Here is a 26,511-nt window from a genome sequence, read left to right as displayed (position 1 = left end):
TGTATAGTTTTAAGTTTTAAAGTTTAGTTGAGGCGACCCATTTTGCCCTCGTTGTAATCATTGATGGCATCTATGATCTCGTCTTTTGTGTTCATCACAAAAGGTCCGTAGGCAAACACGGGCTCGTTGATGGGCTCACCATTGAGTACCAGCAGCGTGGCATCCGTGTTGGCTGTGATGCTGATGCTGTCTCCCTTTGTGTCAAACACTGCTATTTCTACTTCTTTGGCGGTATGTGTGCCGTTGAAAGCAGCTTCGCCGTGAAGCACCACAATACCCGTGTTGTAACCGTCAGGCAGGTGGAGCGTGATGCTTTTCCCTGCTTTCAGCCGTATATCAAACAGGTTCAACGGGCTGAAAGTTTGTGCCGCGCCTTTCACACCGTTAAAGTCACCGGCTATTACGCGGGCATAGCTGCCATCTCCCAGGTCTGCCACGGGGATCTGCTCATTGTCAAAACCCTGGTAGCGGGGTTTGTCCATTTTATGCGCTTTGGGCAGGTTCACCCAGAGCTGTACCATTTCCAGCGTACCGCCGTTTTTGGTAAACTCGTCGTCATGCTTTTCTTCATGCACCACGCCGGAGGCCGCCGTCATCCACTGTACGCCGCCGGGGCCTATTTTGCCGCTGTTGCCGCCGGAGTCCCGGTGCTGCAGGGCGCCCTGGTAGGCAATGGTAACGGTCTCAAAACCGCGGTGAGGGTGCTCATCCACTCCGCGGGGAGCGTCTGAAGGGGGAAAGTAATGAGGGGCAGCGTAGTCCAGCAAAAAGAAAGGGCTAAGCTGTTTCCCGATACGGTTGCCGTTGGGAAAGAGGTTCTGCACCTTGAATCCGTCTCCCACCATATGCGGCTGGGAACTGTGGTATACTTTCGCTACTTGTTTGATGGATGTCATGATCTGTTTCTCCTTTTTTCTTAATGACAACACAAAATTAGGTGTTATAACATCTATCTGGAATGGATAGATCGCAGGAAAGCATGTACTTTTTTAGACAGGCTCATAAATAGTTGAAATACAGTTGATTGTGAAATGAATGCCGGAACAGGTCAGGAACGCCGTTGTTTAATTAACAGTTTGTGGCATATGAGGTTCAATATCAGCGTTATTTCAAGGGCCGGTGGCGGGGAGGGGGAGCGTCTGAAAAGGAATAGATTAAAGGGCAGGCGCTGCATGCGGCAAAAGGGAACACGGCATTACGGGGTTTCGGCAGCTTACCGCACAGCGCTACACCCTGGCCAGCTCTTTAAATTCTGAAGGCGACTGGTTGGTGTACTTCTTAAAAAAGCGGGAAAAATAATGCGGGTCCTCAAAACCCAGCTTGTAAGCGATCTCTTTGGCAGTAAGGTCTGTATTATACAGGTACCGCTGCGCCTCCAGGATGACCCGGTTGCGGATGTGCTCCCCAGCCGTGATGCCGGACAGCTGTTTGCTGATCTCGTTGAGCAAAACGGGTTTTATATGCAGCAGGGCGGCATAATCAGACACGTTCTTTAACTGTCGGTACCTTTCTTCTATGAGGGTTTTAAAGTTCATGAACAGCGCGCTGTTGTGCTTTGACTGGTACTCAGGCACCACCTCTACCGGGCGAACGGCGCTGCGGGAAGCCACGATCAGGAAGTACTGCAGCAAGTTCTGGAAAGCAACGGCATAGTTGGGCCGCCGTTCATCTACCTCCTGTATCATCCGTTTCACCATCCAGTCCAGCTCCTTTTCGTCTTCTTCATTGCTGATCTGGATAACAGAGCTGAAGCGGTCGTTCACGAACAGGCCGTTGCGCACAGCGGCCATGTCTGACTTGTCACTCGGGCACATCAGGGAATCGTGAAAAGCGATCATATACCCGTCTACCTTTTCTGAAAACTTCATCTGGTGTACCTGACCGGGCGCCAGAAAGAAGAGGGTATTTTTTTTCACCACATGCGTTACCGTGTCAATGGTATGGGTCAACTGGCCTTTTTTGATCCAATAAATTGTATAAAAGTTGTGGCGATGCGGCGCGTTCTGGTGCTCAAAGAAATTGCATCCCAGGTTGCAGAGGGAAGATACGCTGAACTCCGCATTTTCATGTGCGTTTTGCGCATATGCAGGCAATGATAGCACTTCTATCTGGTCTCTCTTTTCCGCCATGATGTATTATTCTTCAAAAACTACAGGTTCCCCTTCCGGTCTTTCAGAGGGGTCTACATATTCAATAATAAAATTATTTCTTCCATCCCCCACCATAATGCTCAGGTATTTGGCCTGCACCAGTTCCAGCATGCCCAGAAAGAGGAAAATGGCATGTACCCGGTCTTTACAATGGTCAAATATTTTTTCGAAGGCGATGGTCTTTTCCGCACGGGCCAGGTCCAGCATATACTCGCGGGAACCTTCCATGGTATAGTCATATTTGTACACCACGTGCTGGGGCTTGTTGGTGCGCTCTTTCACCCGCTGCATCACCTTTTCAAAGGTTTGGGTCAGCTTGAAGAGCGTAAGCGTCTGCATCTCAGTACCTTCACTGGTCACTTCCCCGATTTCCGCCAGTTCTTTGGCTATATTGCCGCGCTTTATCTGCAGCATCCTGTTTGCCTCCTGCTCTGCCAGCTCTACCGCAGCCTGCTTGAAACGCTTGTATTCCAGTATCTTATCTACCAGCTCCTGCCGGGGGTCTATTTCATTGCCCGCCTCGTCCAGCTCCTTGCGGGGCAGCAGCATTTTGGCCTTGATGCGCATGAGCGTGGATATGAACAGGATGAACTCGCTGGCCAGCTCAATGTTCAGGGACTCCATATGATGGATGTAATCCAGGAAATCATTGGTGAGCCCGGTAATGGGAATATTGTAAATATCCAGCTCATCCCTTTCAATAAAGAACAGCAACAGGTCAAACGGCCCTTCAAACTGGGGTAGCTTGATCTTGTAAATTTCTTGTTCGTTGCTCATGATAAAATTTAAAAAAACCTGCCGGTAAGCCCCGACAGGTTTATCAAAAATAAGAAAATTCCGGCAATCAGAACTTGGCGGTCAAACCAATGCTCAGTACCTGCTTTACCTGCAACCTGGCCCCCTTGACCCCGGTTTTGGGGTTTTCGAACTCTCTCACGTCGTCATCATAGATCATGTCCAGGCTCACATTGGCGCTGATCCACTTGTTCACCTTCAGGGACAGCATATTTGTCCAGAAAACGTCTATGTTCTGCGGGTTCTTTTTATAGTTCGAAAAGAGTTCCAGCTTGGATTTGTAGGTAACGTTCTTCATGATCTCCTTGTTCCAGGTAGCGGTTACATAGGCGCCAAACTCGCTTCTCACGTGTTTGCCGGTGTCTACGCCATAGGCTCCGCGCGCAGAAAGGCTATCATCCATTACCACTACCCAGCGGGCGGTGATGGGGGACATGAACAGGGAAAATTCCTTGTTGGGCATGTAGTCAATACCAGGAGACAGTACTATGTAAGCCGGCGCAAAAAAGCGCGAGATCCTTTCCGGCGTAGTATCTGCAGGGTAGAGATAACCATCGGTAAACTGGGTGCGGAGGTTGAACAGGCCGCTGAGGTACCAGTTCTTCCCTATTTCGTACCCATATTTGGAGGTAAGGTCTATGCGGTCGTCACTCTTACGGGTGCCCAGGCTGGTAGTGTTCACGTAGCCATAGGCGAGATCCAGGTTATTGTCCCACGAGTGCCTGCCTTTTTTATAATTGGCAAAGGCGTTGAGGGTGCCCTGCAGGGAGAGGGAGAGCTTGTCGCCACCCGCGGCCCAGTTGGTGAGCGAGCCCTGGTTGAACATCAGGCCAAAGGTGCCGCCCTTCTTCCAGAGCCGGCCGGTAGTATCTTTTTCGTTGTTCTTGATCTTGCCGGCGGTCTCTTCGCGCAGTTTCCGCATGGAGTCGTCTTGTGCTTGTAAAGCCGTAGCGGCCATCAGTAGCATGGTTGCGGCCAGGTAAAACTTCTTCATTCTTTTGTTGGTTAAACTGGTGTAATAGCAACGGTTGGCCGTGAGTACAGCCAACCGTTCACTTGTGCAAAATGATTATTTTCTTTTAAGCTCGTCCCGGATCTCTGCCAGCAGTTGTTCAGTGGCGGTGGGTCCCGGTGCAGGGGCAGGCGGTTCGTCCTTTTTCATCCGGTTCATGGCTTTGATGACCAGGAACAGGGCAAAGGCGATGATCACAAATTCAACAATGGACTGGATAAACACCCCGTATTTGATTTCAGCAGTACCTACTTTTACCAGGAGGGACTTGAAGTCGAACCCGCCAATGAGTATGCCCACAATAGGCATAATAATGGCATCTACAAGGGCTGACACAATTTTCCCGAAAGCGGCACCGATAACGATACCTACTGCCAGGTCAATCACGTTTCCCTTCATGGCAAAAGCCTTAAATTCACTGAAAAAAGACATACGCTTTAGGTTTTAGAGTTAAAGAAAGGTGGTGTAACAGGTGCGATATTAATAATTTAACCGTTTTTATCCGCATTATTTTTACCATTATTCAGCTTCGGAAACTTCATTTTCAATGATTTCAGTGTATCCATCACCGTTTTGGCGATCAGGTACTCCTTATACCAGTTATGGTCTGCCGGTACAATGATCCATGGCACGTCATTACAATATTTGAACACATCTTCATAGGCTTTCCTGTATTCTTTATACAATTTGGCCTCGGCAAAGTCCTTTTCATTGTACTTCCACATCTTGCGCGGGTCTTTGGTACGCTCTTCCAGCCTTTGCATCTGCGCCTCGGCAGACACGTGGAGGTAAAATTTCAGGATGTGCGTATTGTTATGCCTTTCCAGCAGCTGCTCAAAATGGTTGATGGCCTCAAACCGGCGGTACACGGTTTTAACATCTATCCAGTTATGTACGCGCTGTACGAGCACGTCCTCATAATGGGACCGGTTAAACACCTGTATCATGCCTTTTGCCGGCGCATGCTGGTGTATCCTCCATAGAAAATCGTGGTCAGCTTCCTCCTGGGTAGGTGCCTTGAACGGCTGTACACGCACGCCCATAGGGTTCATTGTGCCAAACACGTCCCTGATCACCCCGTCTTTCCCGCTGGCGTCCATGCCCTGTAATACAACCAACAAACTGTGTTTATGTTCAGCGTACAGCAAATTTTGCAGATCGTCCAGCTCATCCAGTATTGCTTTCAGACGCTCTTTTGTTTCTTCTTTCCCGAATTTTTTGGGCGGGATGGTGGGGGTGGCAGAGAGTTTTACAGCAGGCATATGCGTAAGTTGTTTGTTAAATTTAAGGAAAATGTACAAGAATAGGCGGCGATGTGGGGAATCGATATCTTTGCACAGCTATGGACCAACGCTTGCTTAACTGGGGAATATTCCTGCTGCTCTGCCTTACCTGGGGCAGTTCTTTTATACTGATGAAGCTGGGGCTGCTGTCTTTCAGCCCTTACCAGGTGGCCAGTCTCCGGCTTATTTCAGCGGGCATAGTGTTGCTTCCCTTCTTCTTCAAATTCATCCGCCAGACACCGGGGAACAAAATACCTGTGATCATACTTTCAGGTTTGCTGGGCAATGGCATACCGGCATATCTTTTCTGCATAGCCGAAACCCGGATAGACAGTTCACTGGCGGGCATGCTCAACTCGTTCACGCCTGTATTTGCGCTCCTGTTCAGCCTTTTGCTGTTTCGCGCGCCGGTGCAGCGCCGGCAGCTGACGGGCCTCGCCATTGGCTTCATAGGGGTGATCTGCCTCTTTCTGGCCAAGGGCGTAGATACCAACCAGTATTGGTACTACGGCCTCTTCATAGTAGGCGCTACCGCCTGCTACGGCCTCAATATTGCGTTGGTGCACCATTACCTGAAAGGGTATTCTACCCTTCAGCTGGTATCTATCTCCCTTTTCTTCATGGCGTTGTTTTCCGCGCCGGTGCTTATTTTCAGTGATTTTACGCAGGCCATTGCCCGTTCAGACAATGCCTGGGTGAGCCTGGGCGCCAGCATGGTGCTGGGTGTAATGGGTACAGGGGTAGCGTCCCTGCTGTTTTACCAGCTGATCCGTTCCGCGGGCGCCATGTTTGCTTCCATGGTCACCTACGGCCTGCCAGTGGTGGCCATTGGCTGGGGGCTGTTGGCCGGGGAGCATGTAAATGGCTGGCAGGTGCTTTGCCTGGCCGGTATCATGGGCGGGGTATATCTTGTAAGCAGGAAATAAAAAAAGACGGGAGTCCCGTCTTTTTTATACTTATTTTATAAGGCCGGTCTTAAATGGCCATGATCTCCTTGTCTTTGGCGGCGCAGTGTTTGTCTACCGCGGCAATGAACTTGTCTGTCAGCTGTTGTGTTTCTGCTTCCGCGTCTTTGGCGGTATCTTCGCTCAGCCCGTCTTTCTGCAGCTTTTTGATGGCTTCAATAGCATCCCGGCGAATATTGCGGATGGCTACTTTTGCATGCTCTCCCTCTCCGTTCACTTTTTTCACCAGCTCTTTACGGCGCTCTTCCGTAAGCGGCGGCAGGAACAGGCGGATGATCACGCCATCATTCTGCGGATTGAGACCTATGTTGGAAGCTATAATGGCCCGTTCTATGGGTTGCAGCATATTTTTTTCCCAGGGCTGGATGGTTAATGTACGGGCATCTGCCACGCTGATATTGGCTACCTGGTTAAGGGCGGTAGGCGCGCCGTAATAATCCACCATAATGCCATCTACTATCTGGGGATTAGCCTTGCCTGCCCGTATTTTCGTCAATTCCACTTCCAGATGCGAAATTGCCTTTTGCATCGAGTCCTTTGCGTCATCCAGAATTAAATTAAGTTCGTCTTGCATAAGAAATAATACTTAAGTGCTTGCAAACCTACATGAAATCTTTTAATCATCAAAGGGACGACAGTACAAGGAAAGGGGCCGGAGAAGTCCACAAGATTATTTGTCTTGCAGCACAGTTTCGGTATTGACCCGGAGAATTTTGGGCTTGGTAACGCTTTCGCTGGCCACCTCAGGCACTTCCACCGCCGCAGCCATACTGGCCACTTCGGCTTCTTTCCGCTTTTTGAGGATGAACAATACGGAGGTCAGTCCCAATGCCAGCGCTCCAATGAGGCTCAACAGGTAAGTAGTGCCGATGTCCTGCAGGCTGAAAGCCAGGGTAATGAACGCAATGTTGGATAAAATGGCCACAGCGGTAGCCTGGCTATGGCTGAGGCCCAGGGCCAGCATGTAATGGTGAATGTGATGCCTGTCTGCCGTAAATGGCGAGCGCCCGCGCGACATGCGGATGGCAAATACCCGCAGGGTATCGAACAGGGGCACTATCAGGATGGCGAACGCAATGGCGGGTACAGATTGGATGGGCATTTTGCCCGCCGGGTTACCGGCCACTTCAATGAACTTCACAATAAGGGCGGCATTGACCAAGCCTACCAGCAGAGAGCCGGTGTCTCCCATGAATATTTTTGCAGGGGTAATATTATAGATCAGGAACGCAGCCAGGCCGGCAGCCATGGAAAAGCCCATCACAGCATACAATACCTCGTTCACATACAGGAAGTATGCCCCCAGTACGGCAGATACCAGCATGCCTACACTGCCTGCCAGGCCGTCTATACCGTCTATCAGGTTGAAAGCGTTGATAACGACTATAAAGGTGAAATAGGTGAGCAGCAGGCTGAAGTGATAGGGCAGTTCCCCGATGCCAAAGAACCCGTACATATTGCGGATCTGGAGGTTACCCAGGTAGATGATCACAAAAGCGGCTATCAGCTGGCCTACCAGTTTCTTCACCGGTGAAAGGCCCACCAGGTCGTCTTTCATGCCCACTATAAAAATGATAAAAAATGCGGCGAGCAAGTATTGCAGCGGAAAAGTTTGTTGTGCGGGTACACAAACTGCAGAGGCCAGCACAAAGCCGGCGAAGAATCCCAGTCCACCCAGGGTCGGGATGCGGGATTTGTGAGATTTGCGCTCGTCCGGTTCGTCATAAAGGTGCTTTAACTCTGCCACCCGTATCAAAACGGGAATCGCAAAGTAGGTTATAACGAAACTCAGGACAGTTGCGATAATTACATTCTCCATACGGGGGGTTGTGATGCAAAGATATTAAATTCAGCGAAATGCGTATCAAATATTTTTGAAACCCATGGATTTTGGCCATTCTGGTAAAAAAACATTTGATCCGCTAAAAATCTGGTCAATTTCTTATTACTTTTGCGGCTCATAAAAATGCTAATATCATGCCAGAACTGAAAGATATAGCCACCCAGATCCGGCGGGACATTGTCCGCATGGTGCATGCCGTACAAAGCGGGCACCCGGGAGGCTCCCTGGGTTGCACGGAATACTTTACCGCATTGTTTTTCAAGGTGATGCAGCATCAGCCGGTGCCTTTTGAAATGGACGGCAAGGGGCAAGACCTCTTTTTCCTGTCCAACGGCCATATTTCCCCGGTGTACTATAGTGCGCTGGCCCGGTCAGGGTACTTCCCCACGGCAGAACTGGCTACTTTCCGCAAGATCAACTCCCGCCTTCAGGGCCACCCCACCACGCATGAGCACCTGCCGGGCGTTCGCGTGGCCAGCGGCTCCCTGGGCCAGGGCATGAGCGTTGCCCTTGGCGCGGCATTGACCAAAAAACTGAATAAAGATCCCCATATCGTATTTTCCCTCCATGGAGACGGAGAGCTGCAGGAAGGCCAGAATTGGGAAGCCATTATGTTTGCCGCCCATCATAAGGTAGACAACCTCATTTCTACCATAGACTATAACGGTCAGCAGATAGACGGCCCTACAGATAAAGTGATGAGCCTGGGCGACCTCGGCGCCAAGTTCACAGCCTTTGGATGGAAGGTGATGCATATGAACGGCAACGATATGGATGAGGTGGTAGCTACCCTGGAAAAGGCCAAAACCGGAACCGGTAAGGGCCAACCCACTGTTATTCTGATGAAAACAGCCATGGGTAAGGGTGTAGACTTTATGGAAGGTTCACATGAGTGGCACGGCATTGCTCCTAACGACGAGCAACTGGCCAAAGCGCTGGCACAGCTGCCGGAAACCCTTGGTGACTACTGATCATAAACCGGCAACGATATAAAAAATGGGGCAGACCGCGCGGTCTGCCCCATTTTTTTATGCAAATACGCAATAGCCGGCCGGTCAGGTCGCTTTCAGCGTTATTTCCTGCCGTGCCGCACGGGAAGCGGGGTACCAGCTGGCCAGCACGCCTATCACAAGAATGGTGATGCTCACCAGCACAAAATCATCCCCGTGCATCTCTACCGGGAACGCATCTATTAAAAAGGAGCCGCCGCCCAGCTTGATGAGGCCGAAATGCTGTTGCAGCAAGCAGATAATAATAGCCAGGCTGAAGCCTATAATACTGCCCACCCCTGCAATGATCAGCCCCTCGCCCAGGAAAATGCGCTGCACCAGGCTGTTGCGCCCGCCCATGGCTTTCAGGATGGTGATATCTTTTTGTTTTTCTATTACCAGCATAGAGAGCGAGCCTATCATGTTGAAGGCCGCAATAACCAGTATAAAGCTGAGAAATACATATACTACCCACTTTTCCGTTTGCATCACATTATACACCGTGGCGTTCTGCTCCACGCGGGTTTGCACCTTCACCCCGTCTCCCAGCAGGGCCTGCAGCCTGCGTTTCACCTTCCCTTCCGATGCGCCCGGCTGCAGGGCCAGTTCCAGGGAAGATACTTCGCCAGGCGCCATGTCCAGCAGGTTCCGCATAAAGTCAATGTCTATCAGCACGTACCTGGCGTCAAACTCCTGTTGTATGGCAAAGGTGCCAACGGGATAAATAACGCCGTTGTTGATGGATTGCTCAGGCATGCCCACGTTAAAGGAGGCGTTGCGGCGTGGTATATACACATTGATGGGCACAAAACTATGTTCCACATCCACGCTCAGGGCGCTTTCTATACCCAGGCCCAGCACTGCCTGGTAGCCCGTTTCCTTACCCAGGTCAAACTTGCCGCGTACCATTTTATGCTGTACGCCCGCCACGCTGGTGAAATACCGGTCTACGCCTTTCAGCACGGCTATTGTTTGTTCGTTACCGTTGCGCAGCACGGCCTTTTCCTCAATACTGCGGGATACGTGGGCCACCCCTTCCGTTGCTGTTACCGCCTTCAGCTGGGCATCTGTCAGCAGCAGGGTTTTGCCAGTGGCGGGCGCTATTTTCAGCGTGGGATAAAAAGAGGAATACAGTGATTTCACCAGCCCGGTGAAGCCGTTGAATACGCTCAATACCGTAATGAGCGCGGCCGTACCCACGGCAATGGCGCCTACGCTCACCCATGCAATGATATTGATGGCGCTGGTAGATTTACGGGCCCGGAAGTAACGAAGCGCAAACTGCCAGATCATGGATTATTTCTTCTCTTTTTCTTCATTGATCTTTTTAAACAGCTCTTCCATGCGGAACACATGGTCAAGCGTATCATCCAGGAAAAAGATCAGCTCCGGCACGCGGCGAAGCTGCTTGCCTACGCGGTTGCCCAGCTCCCGCCGGATCTCCCCCATCTTTTCCTTTATCCGGGCCATCATTTCTTCAGGGGACCTGATCTGGAACATGCTCAGATACACCCGGGCTTCCAGCAGGTCCGGCGTCATTTTCACCGAAGAAATGGAGATCATGCCGCCCTCCGTAACGTTAAAGCCCATGCGCATGAATATGTTGCTGAGCTCCTCCTGCACAAGTTGTCCTACCTGTTTTTGCCTTTTTGTTTCTGACATCTTTCTCAATTTTAACTTAACAATCTGCCCGGCTCCCTGCAAAACAGGGAATCCGCCCAAAATTAACCATTTTAACCCGGTTCTGTGCACAGGCCCCCGCCATCCCTGTTTAACGGCATTATTCCCCCATTTAACGTACTTTTGCGGATCATTAATATCACGGAATGAAGACATTCAAACGTTTGCTCGGGTTTGTACAACCGCTGCGTCATTACTTACCGGAATACCTGATCTATACCATCATTGGCGTGCTGTTCGGCGTCATCAATTTTGCCATGCTCATACCTATGCTGCAGATCATGTTTGACCAGAAAGATACGGTGGAGCCCATCACAACCCTGCCTCAGTTTGCTATCTCCCTTGATTATTTTACGGATCTCTTCAAATATTATTTCCTCCGCTTCATCAACGAAAAAGGAGAAATATATGCCCTCGGCTTTGTGTGCTCGGTAATTATAGCTGCCTCGCTGCTGGCCAACTTCGGCCGGTATATGAGTATCCGGGTGATGGTGCGCATGCGGATGAACGTACTGGAAAAGCTCCGTAATAAACTGTACCGCCATACTTCAGAACAATCGCTTTCTTTCTACAACAAAAGACGGAAGGGAGACATGCTGTCTACCATGACCAACGACGTGATGGAAGTGGAGAACACTTTCGTGAACGCCATACAGGTGCTGCTGCGCGACCCTCTCATTGTGATCGTCACCTTCATTGTGCTCTTTTATATCTCCGCCAAACTGACCCTGTTCACGCTGATATTTTTTCCCATCTCCGGGTTCCTTGTGTCATACATCTCCAAACAACTGCGCAAAAAAGGTTTCTACAGCCAGGAAATGCTGGGCAAGCTGCTCAATATTTCCGAAGAGTCTTTAAGCGGCGTACGCGTCATACAGGGTTTTACAGCGGAGAAGTACATGCAGCGAAAATTTGCGGGCCTGGCGCGGCAGTTCACCAAACTGAGCAAGTCTATTTACAACCAGCGTGAGCTGGCCTCTCCCGTGTCTGAAGCCCTGGGCGTATCACTGGTAGTGGTGCTGGTGATGGTAGGCGGTTACATGATACTGAACGGCAAAGAGCTGACGGGGCCGGTGTTCATTGCATACCTGGGGCTGTACTTCACCATCCTGCAGCCTGCCAAAAATATTTCCAACGCCTTTACCCTGATGCAGAAAGGCATTGTGTCCGCACAAAGGATCTTTGGCCTGCTGGACGAGCCCATTGCCATACAAGACAAACCTGCCGCGCAGCCGCTGCCTTCTTTTGAACACAGCATCGCCTATGAGCAGCTTTCTTTCCGGTACGATGACCAGTATGTACTCCGGAACATCAACCTTCATATTGAGAAAGGGAAAATGATTGCGCTGGTAGGCCGCAGCGGCGCCGGCAAATCAACCATGGCGGACCTGCTGCCCCGCTTCTATGATGCCACAGAAGGCCGCGTGGCCGTTGACGGTAAAGACGTGCGGGACGTGAAGCTGCATGACCTGCGGCAATTGATGGGCATCGTATCGCAGGAGGCCATTCTTTTCAACGACACTATCACCAACAACATTGCGTTCGGGCATGAAGACCCTGATATGGAGAAAGTGAAAGAGGCTGCCCGCATAGCCAACGCGCATGAGTTTATTGAACAGCTGGAAAACGGCTATGACACACTGATAGGCGACCGCGGCAGCAAACTCAGCGGCGGCCAGCGGCAGCGCCTCACCATTGCCCGCGCTATTTTCAAGAATCCGCCCATACTTATACTGGACGAGGCTACCTCCGCGCTGGACACAGAATCGGAAAAGCTGGTGCAGGACGCTTTGGACAAATTGATGCAAAATCGCACCACCATTGTGATCGCGCATCGCCTTTCCACCATCCAGCATGCACATGAAATTATTGTGATGGATAAAGGCGAGATCATTGAGCGCGGCCGTCACGATGCATTGCTGTCTCAGCAAGGCATTTACAGGAAACTGGTGGAAATGCAGGAGTTTAAATAGGACAAAAATATTCACAGCGTAACCACGCTACATATATACGGCCGTGAAAACCCCGGCCAGGTTTAATTGCAGCCTATTAATGGTACCATTTTTGGTACGGAGAGGCTGCCAGAAGGTACCTTATTTGTTCACCAAATTATACGCACCTATGATTTCGGTAATTATACCAGTGCTCAATGAAGGCGCCACCATACGCCAGGTTATTAAGACGATCAGGAAGACCGCCAGAACGATAGAGATCATTGTGGTAGACGACAATTCAACAGACAATACTGTTGAAGAAGCCATGAAAGAAAAAGTAAGGGTGATCACCAGCAGCCAGCGCGGCAAGGGCATCTCCATGCGGGAAGGCATGATGGCGGCCAAGCATGATATTATTATGTATGTGGACGGTGATATTCTTACCTATCCGGATAATCTTGCAGAACTGCTGACAGATCCTATTGTGAATGATGAGGCCGACTTTACGAAATCTTATTTTGAACGGCAGGCAGGCCGCGTTACCCAACTGGTGGCCAAACCCCTGCTGAGCATCCTTTTCCCGGAACTGGCAGGTTTTAATCAACCGCTGAGCGGCATGATCGCTGCGCGGAAATCCTTTTTACAGAAAGTGCACTTCGAGAATGACTACGGCGTGGATATCGGGTTGCTGATAGACATGCACCTGCTGCAGGCGCGCATCAGCGAAGTGAACATCGGCCGGCTGGAGAATGCCATGCAAACCTGGGAGCAGCTCAGTAAAATGAGCCGTGAAGTGTCTCGCACCATACTGCGTAAAGCAGAAAGCATCCCGCAACAGAACCTGGAAACACTGGGCAACATCAACATCATCCGCGAGCAGATGGAGTTCTCCATACTGGAGTCTATTGACAAGCTGCAAAAGATGGTGATCTTCAACCTGGACGAAACCGTGTTCACGCAAAATTATACTTACCTGGCCGCCGTGGCCTTCGGGCAGGAAGAAGCCCTGTGCCAGGTGCTGGAACACTATCCCGATCCTGTTTCCATCCTGAAACGCTCCGCGGCGCTCTTCCAGGGCCGTAACCTGGCAGAGCTGCTGGAAGTGGCGGATGAAATACCGGTAACGCCAGACATCCGCCATGTGATACGGGAACTGAAGCGGCGCGGGTATGTATGCGGTTTCATTACAGATGGCTTCGAGTGTGTGGCCAACCATATGAAAAACAAGCTGGGCGCTGACTTTGCATTTGCCAACCGCCTGCACCTGATACACAGCGTAGCCACCGGCGAGATCACCATTCCTGAATATTTCATGCCGGTAAAAGGCAATATGCCGCAATATGACAAGAGCCACATCCTGAAGTATATTGCGGAAAAATACCACATTGCACCGCAGAACGTGATCTACGTGGGCAATGGGGAAAGTGATACCGCTCTGCTGCGGGATGCGGGCGTGGGTGTAGCATATCATCCACAATTTGTGGATGCGGAAACCATGGCGGATAAAATTATTGAGGACATTTGCATGGCGCCGCTGCTGGACATTGCGCAGGCCAGTCCGCAACGCCAGGGAAACAAGTGGCCCTCCAAACGGCAGGTGCGCAACATCGGCATTGGCAGCCTGGCGGTAGTAGCCACGGCGGGATTGTTGTACCTGGCCGCACGGCAGATCAGGAAAGCCATCCGGCCGGATGACGATGAGCTGCCCGCATTGAAACCCGGCTGATCCGTAAAATAAGACCCTTTATAAGCAAATGCTTTCCCGCCCCCCGGCAGGAAAGCATTTTTTTTGAGATTTTATCGGCGATACTGAAATACTTATCGGTTTTTCCGAGAAAGTATCGGGTATAAAATATTGATTTTTAACTGATTACAGCGAATTTAGCAGAAAAGGAATCTTATGAAAATATCTACTATGCGCAGCCGCCTGCATGAAGGCATCAGGCTCGCTTCCGATGAAAAGATCCGGCTGCTGTTTCACATTATTCCCCTGGAAATCAGCCGCAGTGAGCACCTGACACTGGAACAGATGCGCCAGGCGGTCAGGGAGGCGGAAGAGATACTCCGGGAATGCACAGAGCAGTTGAAAGGGGAAAAAACAAAATCAAGGGAAAGGGTAACGCGGGTAAAAGAAATTATGCTGGTGATGTTGGAGGACGAGGAGGACGGGGACGAAGAAGATCATGATGATGACGGTAAGGATTGACCTGCAGCATTGAGCTGCCAGCCACTACATCGCTACATTACAACGGGGTTCATAATAGGCTATTGGGATATGAGGAAATAACCAGGGCCGGGATCGCCTGGCCCTGTAATTTTTACGGGCAACATGTGTTTTTCCAGCTAAAAAGTTGCCGGGCAATAGCTTACGGTTTACGGTCAACATTATTTCCGGGCAATGGGAGAATACTTTCTCATGCCTGGGCAACGCTACCTTAGCCTGCATGGGCAAGGGTGTTACCTGGTTCACTACATAGAAAAGGGCCGTTCTTTCGAACAGCCCTTCTATTATATTTTCAGTTTTATTGCTTTTTCAGCTTATTTATCAGTTTTGCGCATTGCCCCTACATTCTTTCGGGGCCATATGGCGCCTGATGCCCTTTACCGGCTTATTTGCTTTTTGCCAGTTTGGCCTCAATGCTGAGAGTAGCATGCGGTACCGCTTTCAGACGCGCCTTGTCAATCAGCTTGCCTGTTACACGGCAGATGCCATATGTTTTGTTCTCGATCCGCATCAGCGCTTTTTCCAGGTGGTCAATGAACTGGATCTGGCGGCTGGCCATCTGGTTCAGCTGCTCCCGTTCCTGGGAACCGCTGCCGTCTTCCATGCTCATGTACTTGTTTTCAGTATCATCCGTACCTGCTTCATCCTTACGGGTAATGAGGCCCTGGAGGTATACCAGTTCTTTTTTGGCGGCTTCCAGTTTTTTCAGGATGATCTCTTTGAACTCCTGCAATTCAGGATCGCTGTAACGATATATAGGACCAGAAGGTGCTTCCGGTTGATCTAATACGGATTTGGTGAACTCCGGCGCATACGTCACGGTTTTCATGGCCGGCCGGCTACCGCTTGCGGAAGCCCTGGAAGCAGTTTTGGTAGTAGGTCTTTCAGATACCCGTTTAACAGGCTCCTCAATCCTGGTCTTCTTTACTGGTTCCTTTGCTGGTTTTTCCTGCTTATTCTTTGATGCCATCTGATCTACTTTTTCTACGGGTTTAGAAATCACCGGTTCTGCGGTTCTGGCCGCTTGTTTACTGGCAGTTACCGGAACCGGTTTTGCCTTGGGAGCCGGGGCGGCCGCTTTTTTAACGGGCGCTTTGGCTACTGGTACCGTCTTTTTAGACGGGGCGGCTGCCGCTTTTTTGGCGGGAGCTGCCTTAGTTGACTTAACGAGTTTGGCCGATGATTTCGCGGACTTGGCAACAGCCGGTTTAGCGGCCGCCTTTTTTACCGCAGCTTTCTTCGGAGCGGGTTTAACAGAAGATTTGGCCACCTTGGGTGCTGCCTTTTTTACTGCCGCTTTCTTGGTAGCAGGTGCCGCTTTTTTCGCAGGCGCGGGCTTAGCTGCCGCCTTTTTGGCCGCAGGCGCCTTTTTTACCGCTGCTTTTTTAGCTACAGCTTTCTTGGCAGGAACCGCCTTTTTGGTAGTCTTGCTAGCAACCTTCTTCTTTGTTGCCATGGGATTAGCTTTTTTTGTTAACTAATACGTTGAATTTAAGATCGTTAACTTCTACTTCAATGCCCTCCTGTAATTGCGGCACTACATCCAAACTATCTGCCAAAATTTCCGTGCAAATATAGTCATTAAAGTTAATTATCGCCGTTTTCAAGCTGTCTACCTCCGCCACTTTCACCGCAATACGGTCAGTTAACTCAAAACCGCTGTCTTTCCGTATCTTCTGAATCCGGTTTACCAGTTCACGGGCATTGCCCTCATCCAGTAATTCAGGCGTAATGGTAATATCCAGGGCCACGGTCAGCGCTCCTTTGTTGGCTACCGTCCATCCCGGAATATCTTCGGAGATGATCTCAACATCCAATAAGTGAATCGGAATCCGTTCATTATCAATTATTAAGCCAAATTCGCCGTCTTTTTCAAGGCTGGCAATGTCATGTTGGCTGAATGCGGATATGGCGCCTGCCACCGCCTTCATCTTTGCCCCCATTCTACTGCCGAGGGTTTTGTAGTTCGGCTTAATCTTTTTCTTGATAAAACCTTCAGTTTCCGTAAGATACTCAATTGTTTTTACATTCACCTCGCTTTTTACCAAATGTTCCACCAATTCCAGTTGTTCCCGCATATGAGGGTTCAGCACGGGGATCAAGATCTTCTGCAAAGGCTGCCGCACCTTGATATTGGTCTTTTTACGGAGAGACAGTACCAGCGAGGAAGTGTCCTGGGCCAATTGCATCCGCTCTTCGAGGTCTGCGTCTATGGCGCCGGCCTCCGCCACCGGGAAGTCTGTCAGGTGTACAGATTCCGCCTGCAGGCGGCCGCTCACCCCGTTCAGGTTCCGGAACAGCCAGTCTGAGAAGAAAGGCGATACGGGGGCCATCATCCGGGCAATTTTTTCCAGGCACTCGTACAGGGTCTGGTAGGCGGATATCTTGTCCTGCTCATACTCCCCTTTCCAGAACCGGCGGCGGCAAAGGCGCACGTACCAGTTGCTGAGGTGCTCGTCTACAAACTCCTGTATGGCACGCCCGGCCTGGGTAGGTTCGTAATCGTCCAGGCTCTCACCCACCTCTTTTACAAGGGTGTTCAATACGGAAATGATCCAGCGGTCAATTTCCGGACGGTCTTTCAGCGGTATGTACGCCTCCTTGAACCGGAAATTGTCCAGGTTGGCGTACATGGCAAAGAAGTTATACGTATTATATAATGTACCGAACAGCTTGCGTTGCACCTCCCTGATGCCTTCCACGTCAAATTTCATATTGTCCCAGGGAGAGGCATTGGTAATGAGGTACCAGCGGGTAGCGTCTGCCCCGTACTGCTGAATGGTGGCAAATGGGTCTACCACGTTGCCGAGGCGCTTGCTCATCTTGTTACCGTTCTTGTCCAGCACCAGGCCGTTGGAAACCACCGTTTTATACGCCACGCTGTCAAACAGCATTACGCCCAGCGCGTGCAGGGTATAAAACCAGCCGCGGGTCTGGTCTACGCCTTCAGCAATAAAATCTGCGGGAAAGGCTTTGCCCTGCTCCAGCATTTCCCTGTTCTCGAAGGGGTAATGCCATTGGGCTACGGGCATGGCGCCGCTGTCAAACCAAACGTCTACCAGGTCAGGCTCGCGGCGCATGGGCTTGCCGGTGGAGCTTACCAGTACAATGTCGTCTACGTAGGGTTTATGAAGGTCCAGGATACCGTCGTGCAGGTATTTTTTATTTACATCGCCGCCCAGCACCTCGTTGGCAAGGCGGATACCGGCGTTCAGCTCGGCAATACTGCCAATGCAGATCTCTTCAGACCCGTCTTCCGTACGCCAGATGGGCAGCGGGGTGCCCCAATAGCGGCTGCGGCTCAGGTTCCAGTCTACCATGTTCTCCAGCCAGTTGCCGAAACGGCCGGTACCGGTCACGGAGGGTTTCCAGTTGATGGTCTTGTTCAGCTCCACCATCCTGTCTTTCAGGGCGGTGGTCTTAATGAACCAGGCATCCAGCGGGTAATACAGTACAGGTTTATCTGTACGCCAGCAGTGGGGATAGGTGTGCTCGTACTTTTCTACCCTGAACGCGCGGTTCTCCTTCTTCAGTTTCACCGCTATATCTACATCCACGTCTTTATAGTCCGGGTCGTTCTTGTAGTCTTTTACATACCGGCCGCCAAATTCCCCTACTGCATCCAGGAATTTGCCCTGCCGGTCTACCAGGGTGAGCATGCCGATGCCGTATTTTTTGCCCACCCGGTTGTCGTCCGCGCCAAAGGCGGGGGCGGTATGTACAATGCCCGTACCGTCTTCCGTGGTCACAAAGTCACCCAGCAGCACGCGGAAGGGGTCTCCTTCCTCCGGCAGCACATAGGGCAGCAGTTGTTCATAGCGGATATTTTCCAGCTGGCTGCCTTTGAAGGCCGCCAGTATGCGCCAGGGTATTATTTTATCTTCAGGCTGGTATGTGTCAAACGCCCCGTTCTCCCCTTCCGGCTTGAAGTACTTGCCGGCCAGGTCTTTGGCCAGTACCACGTTGATGGGCAGATGGGTGTAGGGGTTGAAGGTCTTCACCAGCACATAATCAATATTGGCTCCCACCGTCAGGCCCAGGTTGGAGGGCAGCGTCCAGGGGGTGGTGGTCCAGGCCAGGAAAAACACCTGGTCTGAGCCGGCCGCTTCAAACAGGAAACGGGAGAGATCAGATTCCACGGCCTTGAACATGGCCACTGCCGTAGTGTCTTTTACATCTTTATAGGTACCGGGCTGGTTCAGCTCGTGAGAGCTGAGGCCGGTGCCGGCGGCGGGAGAATACGGCTGTATGCTCACGCTTTTATACAAAAGGCCTTTTTTATACAGCTGTTGCATGCACCACCAGAGGCTTTCTATATAATCGTTCTCAAAGGTGATGTAGGGCCGCTGCAGGTCTACCCAATAACCCATTTTTCGGGTAAGCTCCTCCCAGCGGTCTTTGTATTTCAGTACTTCTTTCCGGCAGGTATCGTTATACTCGGCTATGGATATTTTTTTGCCGATGTCTTCCTTGGTAATGCCCAGCGCTTTTTCCACGCCCAGCTCAACTGGCAGGCCGTGGGTATCCCAGCCGCTCTTGCGTTTCACCTGGAAACCCTGCATGGTCTTATACCGGCATACAAGGTCTTTCAGGGCACGGGATATAACGTGGTGAATACCGGGAAGGCCGTTGGCGCTGGGAGGCCCTTCGTAAAATACAAAAGGGGCGGCCCCGTTGCGGTTGGTCACGCTTTTTTCAAAAATCTGGTGCTGTTCCCACGCTTGCAGTATATCCTGTTCTATTTGCGGTAAATTCAGTTGACTATATTCCTGATATTTGCTGGACATAAACAAATCACCCCACCGGGTTATTAAAAGTTTGTACTTGAAATAAAATTCTGCGAAGTTACTAAAATACAGGCAGGTTTCAGAGAACGGCCGCCGTTCATAAAAAATAAGGGGATTGTTGAGAAAAATGCCACAAAAATTAACTATTTTACAATAAACTGTGCTTACTTTGCGTTTTTGGCATTGTTTTGGTTTAGGAATTGAAAGAGTATTACGCAGAAAACCATATCTTTTATGAAAAAAGTAACGTTATTCATATGCGCTGCTGTCTTCACTTCCGGCATCGCGTTTTCACAACAGAAATCAGCAAAAAAGAGTAAAACCGTAGCCAAAAAACTGGAGGCGCCTGCCCCGGTAAAAGAGGCTTTTGGACAAAACGCCGAGTTTGCCGGCACTACCGATGCTGTTTGGAACAAAACAGCCGGTGGCAACTGGGTAGCAGTGTTCAATAAAGAGAACGTAAAAACCAGCGCCGAATACAATGCCGAGGGTACGTGGATAGCTACCCGCAGCGAGTACCAGGCCGGGGCTTTGCCCGAAACGGCTTTGGCCACTTTGAAGAACAAATACCCCTCCGCGGTTGTTAAAGAAGGGTGGAAAATTGAGCGGGCAGACGTAGCCGCGTATTACAAGGTAAATATTGACGACAATGGGACTGCCAAAACCGTGCTTTTAAACGATGCTGGCACTATTGTTGATTAGGATTACCGATAAAGATTTTAATTAAGTATTTCATAGGTATAGGGATAAATAGGACAGACCCTGCTCTTTTGGGCGGGGTTTTTCTTTTGTATATACTGCCCGTTCCGGAGAGCGTCTGCCAATAAAAAAAGCCGTTACATAGAAAGTAACGGCTTTATGCAAATTACGGGGGAAAACTTACGGACAAGCAATACATACCTTAAGGTCATGGTGTTTGATATGAGTATTGCAATTAATGGCTTTACTAATTGTCTGCAAGCCTTCCCAGGTCAAATCTGATAAGGAAGCTTATGAGGAACAACGGATAGATATCCAGTGATCGTGCCACAAAGAAAATACAATCTTCACGCACGCGTTTGTCAATTCGGGAAAAGAAATGATCGTAAAGGGAAAAATGAAACCGCCTAACGGAGCAGCAACTCACAGGGCTTCAGGCCGGTGTGTTTCTTGAAAGCGGTAGAGAAGTGGGAAATGCAGGAATAGCCCATCATGATAGCCACTTCAGATACGGAGAGGCCTTTTTCGTAGAGCAGGCCTTTGGCCTTTTCCATGCGTTCTTTCTGGAAATAATCATAAATGGTGGTACCAAACATGGCCTTGAAACCTTTTTTGAGGTAACATTCATTCATGGCCACACGCCGCGCCAGGTCCCGGATGGTGATGGGCGCATCCAGCTGCTCCAGCAGGATGCTGCGGGCTTTTTCGATCTTTTCCCGGTCTTCCATCTGGGTAAGGAAGCGGCAGCCATAACGCTCGTCCGTATCGTTCTGGATGAACTGGTCAGAGCTGAAGAGCAGCAGCTCCAGCGCCTTGCTTTGCAGGAAAATATTCTTCAGGATGCCTTCGTAGTTGTGGTGCACCATCTGTTCCAGCACCGTTTTGGATTTGGTGCAGGGCTGTATGGTTTTTACGAAAGGCTTGCGGGACTGTAATTCGAAGAGGGAAAAAGAAGTGTTCCCTTTTTGCAGGGTCTGGATAAAAGCGGGCTGAAAACGCACGGTGATCATGTCTACAGAAGGCAGCTTGTCATTACATTCTTCCTTCTTCCTTTTTTCAGCGCATACCTGGTCTGTACAGCCCGGGTTCTTGCAATATTTGCTGCCGGCCACGCAATAACGCAGCTCAATAGCGGCGCTCTGGCCCCTTTTTGCCGGCTGGTACACTACCATGGCCACGTCTTCCACGGGCAGCGGGTGCTCGTATACATAACGCTGCAGGCTATAATCCAGGCAGTCAGGAACGGTCACGGTGTCCGCCTCGGCCAGCTGCAACTGGTCGCTCATAGCGGGCTGCGGAATGGCCAGTGATAATATTTCCTGTACTTCTTTCATCTTGTGCGCCACAAAATTAACGAATCATTGTTATAATCTTATTAGTTTGACAAACCGTTTACAATTCACGGCGCTTGGTATAATATTGGCAACCTGATAAACATATGAAAAGGACCTGGAAGATCATTCTAACGGCGGGGGCTATACTGATAGTGGCATTGCTGGGTGTGGGCTGGTACCTGAACCTGCACTGGAAAAGCGTGCTGGACAAGGAATTGCGCCGCTATGTGGCGGAGAGTTCAGACAGCCTGTACACCCTGGCCTACGGTAAAATAAGCCTCAACCTGCTTACCGGCAACCTGGCCATACAAAACGTGGCCCTGATCCCTGACAGCGCCGTGTACGCCCGGCTGGTAGCCCGGCAGCAGGCGCCCAGGACCCTGTACCAGGCCTCCATGGGCCGCGTAATGGTCAGCCGGCTGAAGCTGTGGCGTTATTTCCTCGGCAAGCAGGTAGACGCGGGGGCTTTTATCCTCTCCGACCCGGAGATCATCATCACGGAAGACCGCCGCAGCATAGACACCGGCCGCCAGCGCAGCTTTTACGAGGCCATTAACAAAAACATCAAAAGTTTCGATATTGGCCGCATTTCGCTGCAGCAAACCACCCTCCGGTATACCCGGATAGCGGAAGACAGCAGCCAGCAGATCACCCGGCTCAATAACCTGGACGTGGAGATCCGGGGCCTGGCCATAGATTCCATCAGCCAGAAAGACCCCACCCGCTTCCTGTACGCCCGCAATTTTGACATTAACCTGGACAAGTGGGACTACCGCACGCCAGACAGCCTGTACTGGCTGTACGTGAACAAGATCAGCTACCATGCCATAGAACGCGCGCTTGACGTGGGGGAGGTACGGCTGGAGCCGCGCTATAACCGCGCGGAGTTTGACAAAAGGCTGGAGTACCAGCAGGACCGGTACGAGATGGCCTTCCGCAACATCCGGCTGGAGGGCCTGCCCCGCATGCACCTGCTGGAAAAGAAGATATTGATGAACAAGGCCACCATCAACGGCGGGTACTTCCATGCCTACCGGAACCGCGGGCTGCCAATGGCGCCCGGAGACAAATACGGCCAGTTCCCCAATCAGGTGCTGGCCAAATTCGGGGTGCCCCTGCGGGTAGACACCCTGGTGGCCGCCAATATAGATGTTAGCTATACGGAACGGAACCCGCAGAACGGGGAAACCGGCCAGATACAGTTCCAAAGGGCGGGCGGCACCTTCCGGCATATTACCAATATTGACTCCCTGGTAAAGGAAAACGGGCATTGCACGGCAGACCTGCACGCCATTCTCATGAAAAGCGGGAAGCTGAAAGCCCGCTTCGACTTTGTGCTGGGGGCTGCAGACGGCGCCTTTAGCGTTACCGGGCAGCTGAACGATATGGATGGCAGGGAATTTAACACGGCCACCAAACCCCTCGGCATGGTAGAGATCCGCTCCGCCCGCATCAACCAGCTCAATTTTGACCTGCGGGGCAACGAGCGCAGCGCCGCCGGCACCCTCAGCATGCGGTACTCCGCCCTGCGGATAGCCATGCTCAGGGAAGAAAAGAACGGCAAAGGCACCGAAAGGAAAGGGTTGGCCAGCCTGCTCGCCAACCTCATGGCCATCCATAACGAAAACCCCTCTCCCGGCCAGCCCCTCAGGGTAGCCAAACCACGCTTTACCAGGCACCCTAAAAAGTCTTTTTTCAACCTGGTCTGGAAAACCATTTTTACAGGCGTAAAAGAGACCGTTGGCACGGAAATGCTGGAAAGCATGGGGCAGGCCCGGAAGTGATATTCACATACTATCCACCACCCCTAAAAACACCTTGTTTTTCATGGAAATTAGGCTGATTTTGCTTATTTTTGCTGGATTGTCTACTGATTTGTTAAAAACGAATTTTCTGCTAAAAATATGAGTGAAGAACTAGTGCAAGCCACTGCCCCCAGTAACGGTTATGATGCGGGCAGTATTCAAGTATTGGAAGGACTGGAAGCCGTTCGTAAACGTCCGGCCATGTACATCGGTGACATAGGGGTGAAAGGTTTACATCACCTTGTTTACGAAGTAGTGGACAACTCCATTGACGAGGCGCTGGCCGGCTACTGCAAAAACATTGAGGTAACCATCTGTGAAGACAATTCCATCCGCGTGAAGGACGACGGGCGGGGTATTCCCACAGGCATGCACCCGAAAGAAAAACGTTCGGCGCTGGAGGTGGTAATGACCGTACTGCACGCCGGCGGTAAATTTGACAAGAACACCTACAAGGTATCCGGCGGTTTGCACGGGGTGGGCGTAAGCTGCGTGAACGCACTAAGCGATCCCATGCACGTAACGGTACACCGCGATGGTAAAATATTTGAGCAGGCGTACAAAATGGGCATCCCCCAGTATTCCGTACGGGAGATCGGCACCAGTGATATTACCGGTACCATCACTCACTTCAAGCCGGACACGACCATTTTCAGCGAGCCTGTCTACAACCGCGAAACCCTGGCGGGCCGCCTTCGCGAGCTGGCCTTCCTGAACCGGAAGATCCGCATCACCCTCACAGACGAGCGGGAAAAAGACGAGAACGGCAACGCTTTCAGTGAAACCTTCTATAGCGAAGGCGGTATTGTGGAATTTGTGGAGCTGATGGACAAAAACGGCCGCCGCAACGCCCTGGTGCCAAACCCGATCTTTATTGAGGCGCACGATGCAGCTACCAATGTAGCCGTGGAAGTAGCCATGCTGTATAACGACTCTTTCAACGAACATATCTTCTCCTACGTCAACAACATTAACACTATTGAAGGCGGTACCCACGTAGCGGGCTTCCGCAGGGCCATTACCCGGGTGTTCAAGAGCTACGCGGACAGAAACAAGATGTTCGAGAAATCCAAGGTAGAAGTAGTGGGAGATGACTTCCGCGAAGGCCTTAGCTGCATTGTGAGCGTAAAAGTGCCCGAACCGCAGTTTGAAGGCCAGACCAAAACCAAGCTGGGCAACTCGGACGTAATGGGCGTGGTAGACAGTGCCGTGGGCAATGTGCTGGAAGCCTACCTGGAAGAGCATCCCAAAGAAGCCAAAACCATCATTAACAAGGTGGTGCTGGCCGCCCAGGCCCGCGAAGCGGCCCGCAAGGCCCGCCAGATGGTACAACGCAAAAGCGTGATGACCGGCAGCGGCCTGCCCGGCAAACTGGCAGACTGCTCTGATAATGACCCCGCCAAATGCGAACTGTTCCTGGTCGAAGGTGACTCCGCAGGCGGTACGGCCAAACAGGGCCGTAACCGGAACTTCCAGGCTATTCTCCCCCTGCGCGGCAAGATCCTGAACGTGGAAAAAGCCCTGGAGCACAAGATCTACGAGAACGAAGAGATCAAGAATATTTTCACCGCCCTGGGCGTTACCATCGGTACCCAGGAAGATGAAAAAGCCCTCAATCTCAGCAAGCTCCGCTATCATAAGCTGATCATCATGACGGATGCCGACGTGGACGGCAGCCACATTGCCACCCTCATCCTCACCTTCGTGTTCCGTTATATGAAGGAAATGGTGGAGCAGGGCTATGTATACCTGGCGCAGCCCCCCCTGTACCAGGTGAAAAAAGGGAAAGACTTCGAATACGCCTGGAACGAAGAGCAACGCAAGGCCGCCGTTACCAGGCTGGCCGGCGCCGGCAAAGAAGACAGCGTTACCATTCAGCGCTACAAAGGTTTGGGTGAAATGAACGCAGAACAACTGTGGGATACCACCATGGACCCGAACGTGCGCACCCTCAAACAGGTGACCATAGACAGCGCTTTTGAAGCAGACCGTATCTTCACCATGCTCATGGGAGACGAAGTACCCCCCCGCCGCGAGTTCATCGAATCTCACGCCAAATACGCCAAAATTGACGCGTAAACGGCTGAACAATAATACAAAAGGCCGTTCCTTTACCGGAACGGCCTTCTTTTTGCCACTACAGATATGAAATTTTATTAATGAAATAATTTTATAATCTGTATAAGTTTGCTATATTGCATGCAATTAGCTGTACCTATGAAAAAGAAATCCCTGATACCGGGCCTGGCCATCTTGTCTGCCGCCCTGTTTTCCGCCTGCGAAAAGAAGGATATTTTCAACGATAACATCAGCCAGGGCAATTTTTCCATGAAGGTGAACGACTCCCTGGTAACCGTTACCAAGCAGTTGACCGCCAGCCTGTACGATTCTACGGGCAACTACGTGCTGGTGATCAGCGGCCTTACCGCCAGCAACCAGGGGCTTACCCTCAACATTGTATTTCCCGGCAAACAATTAAAAGCTGGCGAATACAAATTGAGCGCTACCGATATGAACTTTATAGCCTGGAGCAAAAAACTGGGCACTTCAGACGGCTACTCCGCGGATGACGTGGCCCTGAACGCCGCGGCTTCCATTACCATAGAGTCTATCACGGAAACCAAAGCAAAAGGTTCTTTTACCGGCGTATTGGTGCATGATGTGATAGAGGAAGATAAAAAGACCGTTACAGACGGGAAGTTTGAGGTAAGCCCGATCATCAAAATGAATTAAATGCTTTTACATAACCTGTGTCCTATTTATCCCAACTTACCTGATTATGGCCCGTTGCGCCGGGCGCGCGGCGCCATAGTAGCAAAATAGACTGACAGACAGTTTAATTGACAGTAGAGAACACCCGTTATGCGTCTTCCGGCGCTTTATGACGTGTAAAACAGACTAAAAAAGGGCTACCGGTGACGACCGGCAGCCCTTTTTTCATTTTCACCGGAGAGCATTCCGAGAACCTGCCGCAGAGCCGGCAAAATTGCAGGCCGCCCTGTACAGCCCTT

The 26,511-nt window shown here is 51.0% G+C and carries 23 protein-coding genes; 10 read left to right on the top strand and 13 right to left on the bottom strand.

Going from position 1 to position 26,511, the window contains the following annotated elements; all coding sequences use genetic code 11:
- Window positions 1–23: 23 nt before the first annotated feature.
- The 6 genes from D3A97_RS08880 to D3A97_RS08855 all read right to left on the bottom strand — a co-directional run bounded on the left by D3A97_RS08880 (window position 24) and on the right by D3A97_RS08855 (window position 5,219).
- A complete protein-coding gene (locus tag D3A97_RS08880) occupies window positions 24–896 on the bottom strand; it encodes a pirin family protein (RefSeq protein WP_119078008.1) in 873 nt (290 codons plus the stop codon).
- A 330-nt stretch (window positions 897–1,226) separates the two neighbouring features.
- Window positions 1,227–2,129, bottom strand: a complete 903-nt coding sequence (locus tag D3A97_RS08875; RefSeq protein WP_119078007.1) for a helix-turn-helix domain-containing protein — start codon at window positions 2,127–2,129, stop codon at window positions 1,227–1,229.
- Window positions 2,130–2,135: 6 nt separating this feature from the next.
- Entirely contained in the window at window positions 2,136–2,927 is a 792-nt protein-coding gene (locus D3A97_RS08870) for a segregation and condensation protein A (RefSeq protein ID WP_119078006.1), read from the bottom strand.
- Window positions 2,928–2,994: 67 nt separating this feature from the next.
- Window positions 2,995–3,939, bottom strand: a complete 945-nt coding sequence (locus tag D3A97_RS08865) for a DUF3078 domain-containing protein (RefSeq protein WP_119078496.1) — start codon at window positions 3,937–3,939, stop codon at window positions 2,995–2,997.
- Between the two features lie 75 nt (window positions 3,940–4,014).
- Complete coding sequence (gene mscL, locus D3A97_RS08860) at window positions 4,015–4,389, bottom strand: large-conductance mechanosensitive channel protein MscL (RefSeq protein ID WP_119078005.1); 375 nt, start codon at window positions 4,387–4,389, stop codon at window positions 4,015–4,017.
- 56 nt (window positions 4,390–4,445) lie between these two features.
- Window positions 4,446–5,219 (bottom strand): PPK2 family polyphosphate kinase, encoded by a 774-nt coding sequence (locus tag D3A97_RS08855; protein ID WP_119078004.1) that lies wholly within the window; start codon window positions 5,217–5,219, stop codon window positions 4,446–4,448.
- Window positions 5,220–5,299: 80 nt separating this feature from the next.
- On the opposite strand from D3A97_RS08855, the gene D3A97_RS08850 reads away from it, so the two are divergent.
- The gene (locus tag D3A97_RS08850; protein ID WP_119078003.1) at window positions 5,300–6,166 is read left to right on the top strand and encodes a DMT family transporter; all 867 of its coding nucleotides are present in this window, start codon (window positions 5,300–5,302) and stop codon (window positions 6,164–6,166) included.
- A gap of 49 nt (window positions 6,167–6,215) precedes the next feature.
- On the opposite strand, the gene frr is transcribed toward D3A97_RS08850, so the two are convergent.
- Together frr and D3A97_RS08840 are read right to left on the bottom strand one after the other, a co-directional pair.
- On the bottom strand, window positions 6,216–6,734 hold the full coding sequence (gene frr / locus D3A97_RS08845) for a ribosome recycling factor (RefSeq protein WP_317126369.1): 519 nt from the start codon (window positions 6,732–6,734) through the stop codon (window positions 6,216–6,218).
- 141 nt (window positions 6,735–6,875) lie between these two features.
- On the bottom strand, window positions 6,876–7,799 hold the full coding sequence (locus tag D3A97_RS08840; RefSeq protein WP_232825897.1) for an MraY family glycosyltransferase: 924 nt from the start codon (window positions 7,797–7,799) through the stop codon (window positions 6,876–6,878).
- A 383-nt stretch (window positions 7,800–8,182) separates the two neighbouring features.
- Here D3A97_RS08840 and D3A97_RS08835 point away from each other — a divergent pair, with 383 nt between their 5' ends.
- Entirely contained in the window at window positions 8,183–9,019 is an 837-nt protein-coding gene (locus D3A97_RS08835) for a transketolase (RefSeq protein WP_119078000.1), read from the top strand.
- A gap of 84 nt (window positions 9,020–9,103) precedes the next feature.
- Here the strand turns inward: D3A97_RS08835 and D3A97_RS08830 are convergent, their stop codons facing one another.
- Window positions 9,104–10,330, bottom strand: a complete 1,227-nt coding sequence (locus tag D3A97_RS08830; protein ID WP_119077999.1) for an FtsX-like permease family protein — start codon at window positions 10,328–10,330, stop codon at window positions 9,104–9,106.
- 3 nt (window positions 10,331–10,333) lie between these two features.
- Complete coding sequence (gene rbfA / locus D3A97_RS08825; RefSeq protein WP_119077998.1) at window positions 10,334–10,699, bottom strand: 30S ribosome-binding factor RbfA; 366 nt, start codon at window positions 10,697–10,699, stop codon at window positions 10,334–10,336.
- A 164-nt stretch (window positions 10,700–10,863) separates the two neighbouring features.
- Between rbfA and D3A97_RS08820 the strand changes: the two genes are divergently transcribed.
- The 3 genes from D3A97_RS08820 to D3A97_RS08810 all read left to right on the top strand — a co-directional run bounded on the left by D3A97_RS08820 (window position 10,864) and on the right by D3A97_RS08810 (window position 14,857).
- Window positions 10,864–12,690, top strand: a complete 1,827-nt coding sequence (locus tag D3A97_RS08820; protein ID WP_119077997.1) for an ABC transporter ATP-binding protein — start codon at window positions 10,864–10,866, stop codon at window positions 12,688–12,690.
- A gap of 148 nt (window positions 12,691–12,838) precedes the next feature.
- Complete coding sequence (locus D3A97_RS08815; RefSeq protein ID WP_198673900.1) at window positions 12,839–14,377, top strand: glycosyltransferase; 1,539 nt, start codon at window positions 12,839–12,841, stop codon at window positions 14,375–14,377.
- Between the two features lie 174 nt (window positions 14,378–14,551).
- Window positions 14,552–14,857, top strand: coding sequence for a hypothetical protein (locus tag D3A97_RS08810; RefSeq protein ID WP_119077995.1), 306 nt, complete (start codon window positions 14,552–14,554; stop codon window positions 14,855–14,857).
- A gap of 403 nt (window positions 14,858–15,260) precedes the next feature.
- Here D3A97_RS08810 and D3A97_RS25110 read toward each other — a convergent pair whose 3' ends face one another.
- Window positions 15,261–15,845 (bottom strand): TraR/DksA family transcriptional regulator, encoded by a 585-nt coding sequence (locus D3A97_RS25110; protein ID WP_232825896.1) that lies wholly within the window; start codon window positions 15,843–15,845, stop codon window positions 15,261–15,263.
- A gap of 124 nt (window positions 15,846–15,969) precedes the next feature.
- Between D3A97_RS25110 and D3A97_RS25105 the strand changes: the two genes are divergently transcribed.
- The gene (locus tag D3A97_RS25105; protein WP_232825895.1) at window positions 15,970–16,356 is read left to right on the top strand and encodes a hypothetical protein; all 387 of its coding nucleotides are present in this window, start codon (window positions 15,970–15,972) and stop codon (window positions 16,354–16,356) included.
- Here D3A97_RS25105 and ileS read toward each other — a convergent pair.
- Window positions 16,336–19,662: an isoleucine--tRNA ligase gene (gene ileS, locus D3A97_RS08800; protein ID WP_119077993.1), complete on the bottom strand. Its 3,327-nt coding sequence runs from the start codon at window positions 19,660–19,662 to the stop codon at window positions 16,336–16,338. The genes D3A97_RS25105 and ileS overlap by 21 nt on opposite strands.
- Before the next feature lie 234 nt (window positions 19,663–19,896).
- On the opposite strand from ileS, the gene D3A97_RS08795 reads away from it, so the two are divergent.
- The gene (locus tag D3A97_RS08795; RefSeq protein ID WP_119077992.1) at window positions 19,897–20,364 is read left to right on the top strand and encodes a PepSY-like domain-containing protein; all 468 of its coding nucleotides are present in this window, start codon (window positions 19,897–19,899) and stop codon (window positions 20,362–20,364) included.
- 404 nt (window positions 20,365–20,768) lie between these two features.
- On the opposite strand, the gene D3A97_RS08790 is transcribed toward D3A97_RS08795, so the two are convergent.
- Complete coding sequence (locus D3A97_RS08790) at window positions 20,769–21,695, bottom strand: helix-turn-helix domain-containing protein (protein WP_119077991.1); 927 nt, start codon at window positions 21,693–21,695, stop codon at window positions 20,769–20,771.
- 104 nt (window positions 21,696–21,799) lie between these two features.
- On the opposite strand from D3A97_RS08790, the gene D3A97_RS08785 reads away from it, so the two are divergent.
- From D3A97_RS08785 to D3A97_RS08775, 3 genes are all read left to right on the top strand, one after another.
- Window positions 21,800–23,479 carry an AsmA family protein gene (locus D3A97_RS08785; RefSeq protein ID WP_119077990.1) on the top strand — a complete coding sequence of 560 codons (1,680 nt, stop codon included), beginning with the start codon at window positions 21,800–21,802 and terminating at the stop codon, window positions 23,477–23,479.
- A 120-nt stretch (window positions 23,480–23,599) separates the two neighbouring features.
- The gene (gene gyrB, locus D3A97_RS08780; protein ID WP_119077989.1) at window positions 23,600–25,579 is read left to right on the top strand and encodes a DNA topoisomerase (ATP-hydrolyzing) subunit B; all 1,980 of its coding nucleotides are present in this window, start codon (window positions 23,600–23,602) and stop codon (window positions 25,577–25,579) included.
- Window positions 25,580–25,717: 138 nt separating this feature from the next.
- On the top strand, window positions 25,718–26,233 hold the full coding sequence (locus tag D3A97_RS08775) for a hypothetical protein (protein ID WP_119077988.1): 516 nt from the start codon (window positions 25,718–25,720) through the stop codon (window positions 26,231–26,233).
- Window positions 26,234–26,511 lie beyond the last annotated feature (278 nt).

Source organism: Chitinophaga alhagiae (assembly GCF_003568665.1).
Lineage (GTDB): Bacteria > Bacteroidota > Bacteroidia > Chitinophagales > Chitinophagaceae > Chitinophaga > Chitinophaga alhagiae.
This window is presented reverse-complemented; position numbering and strand designations above follow the sequence as displayed.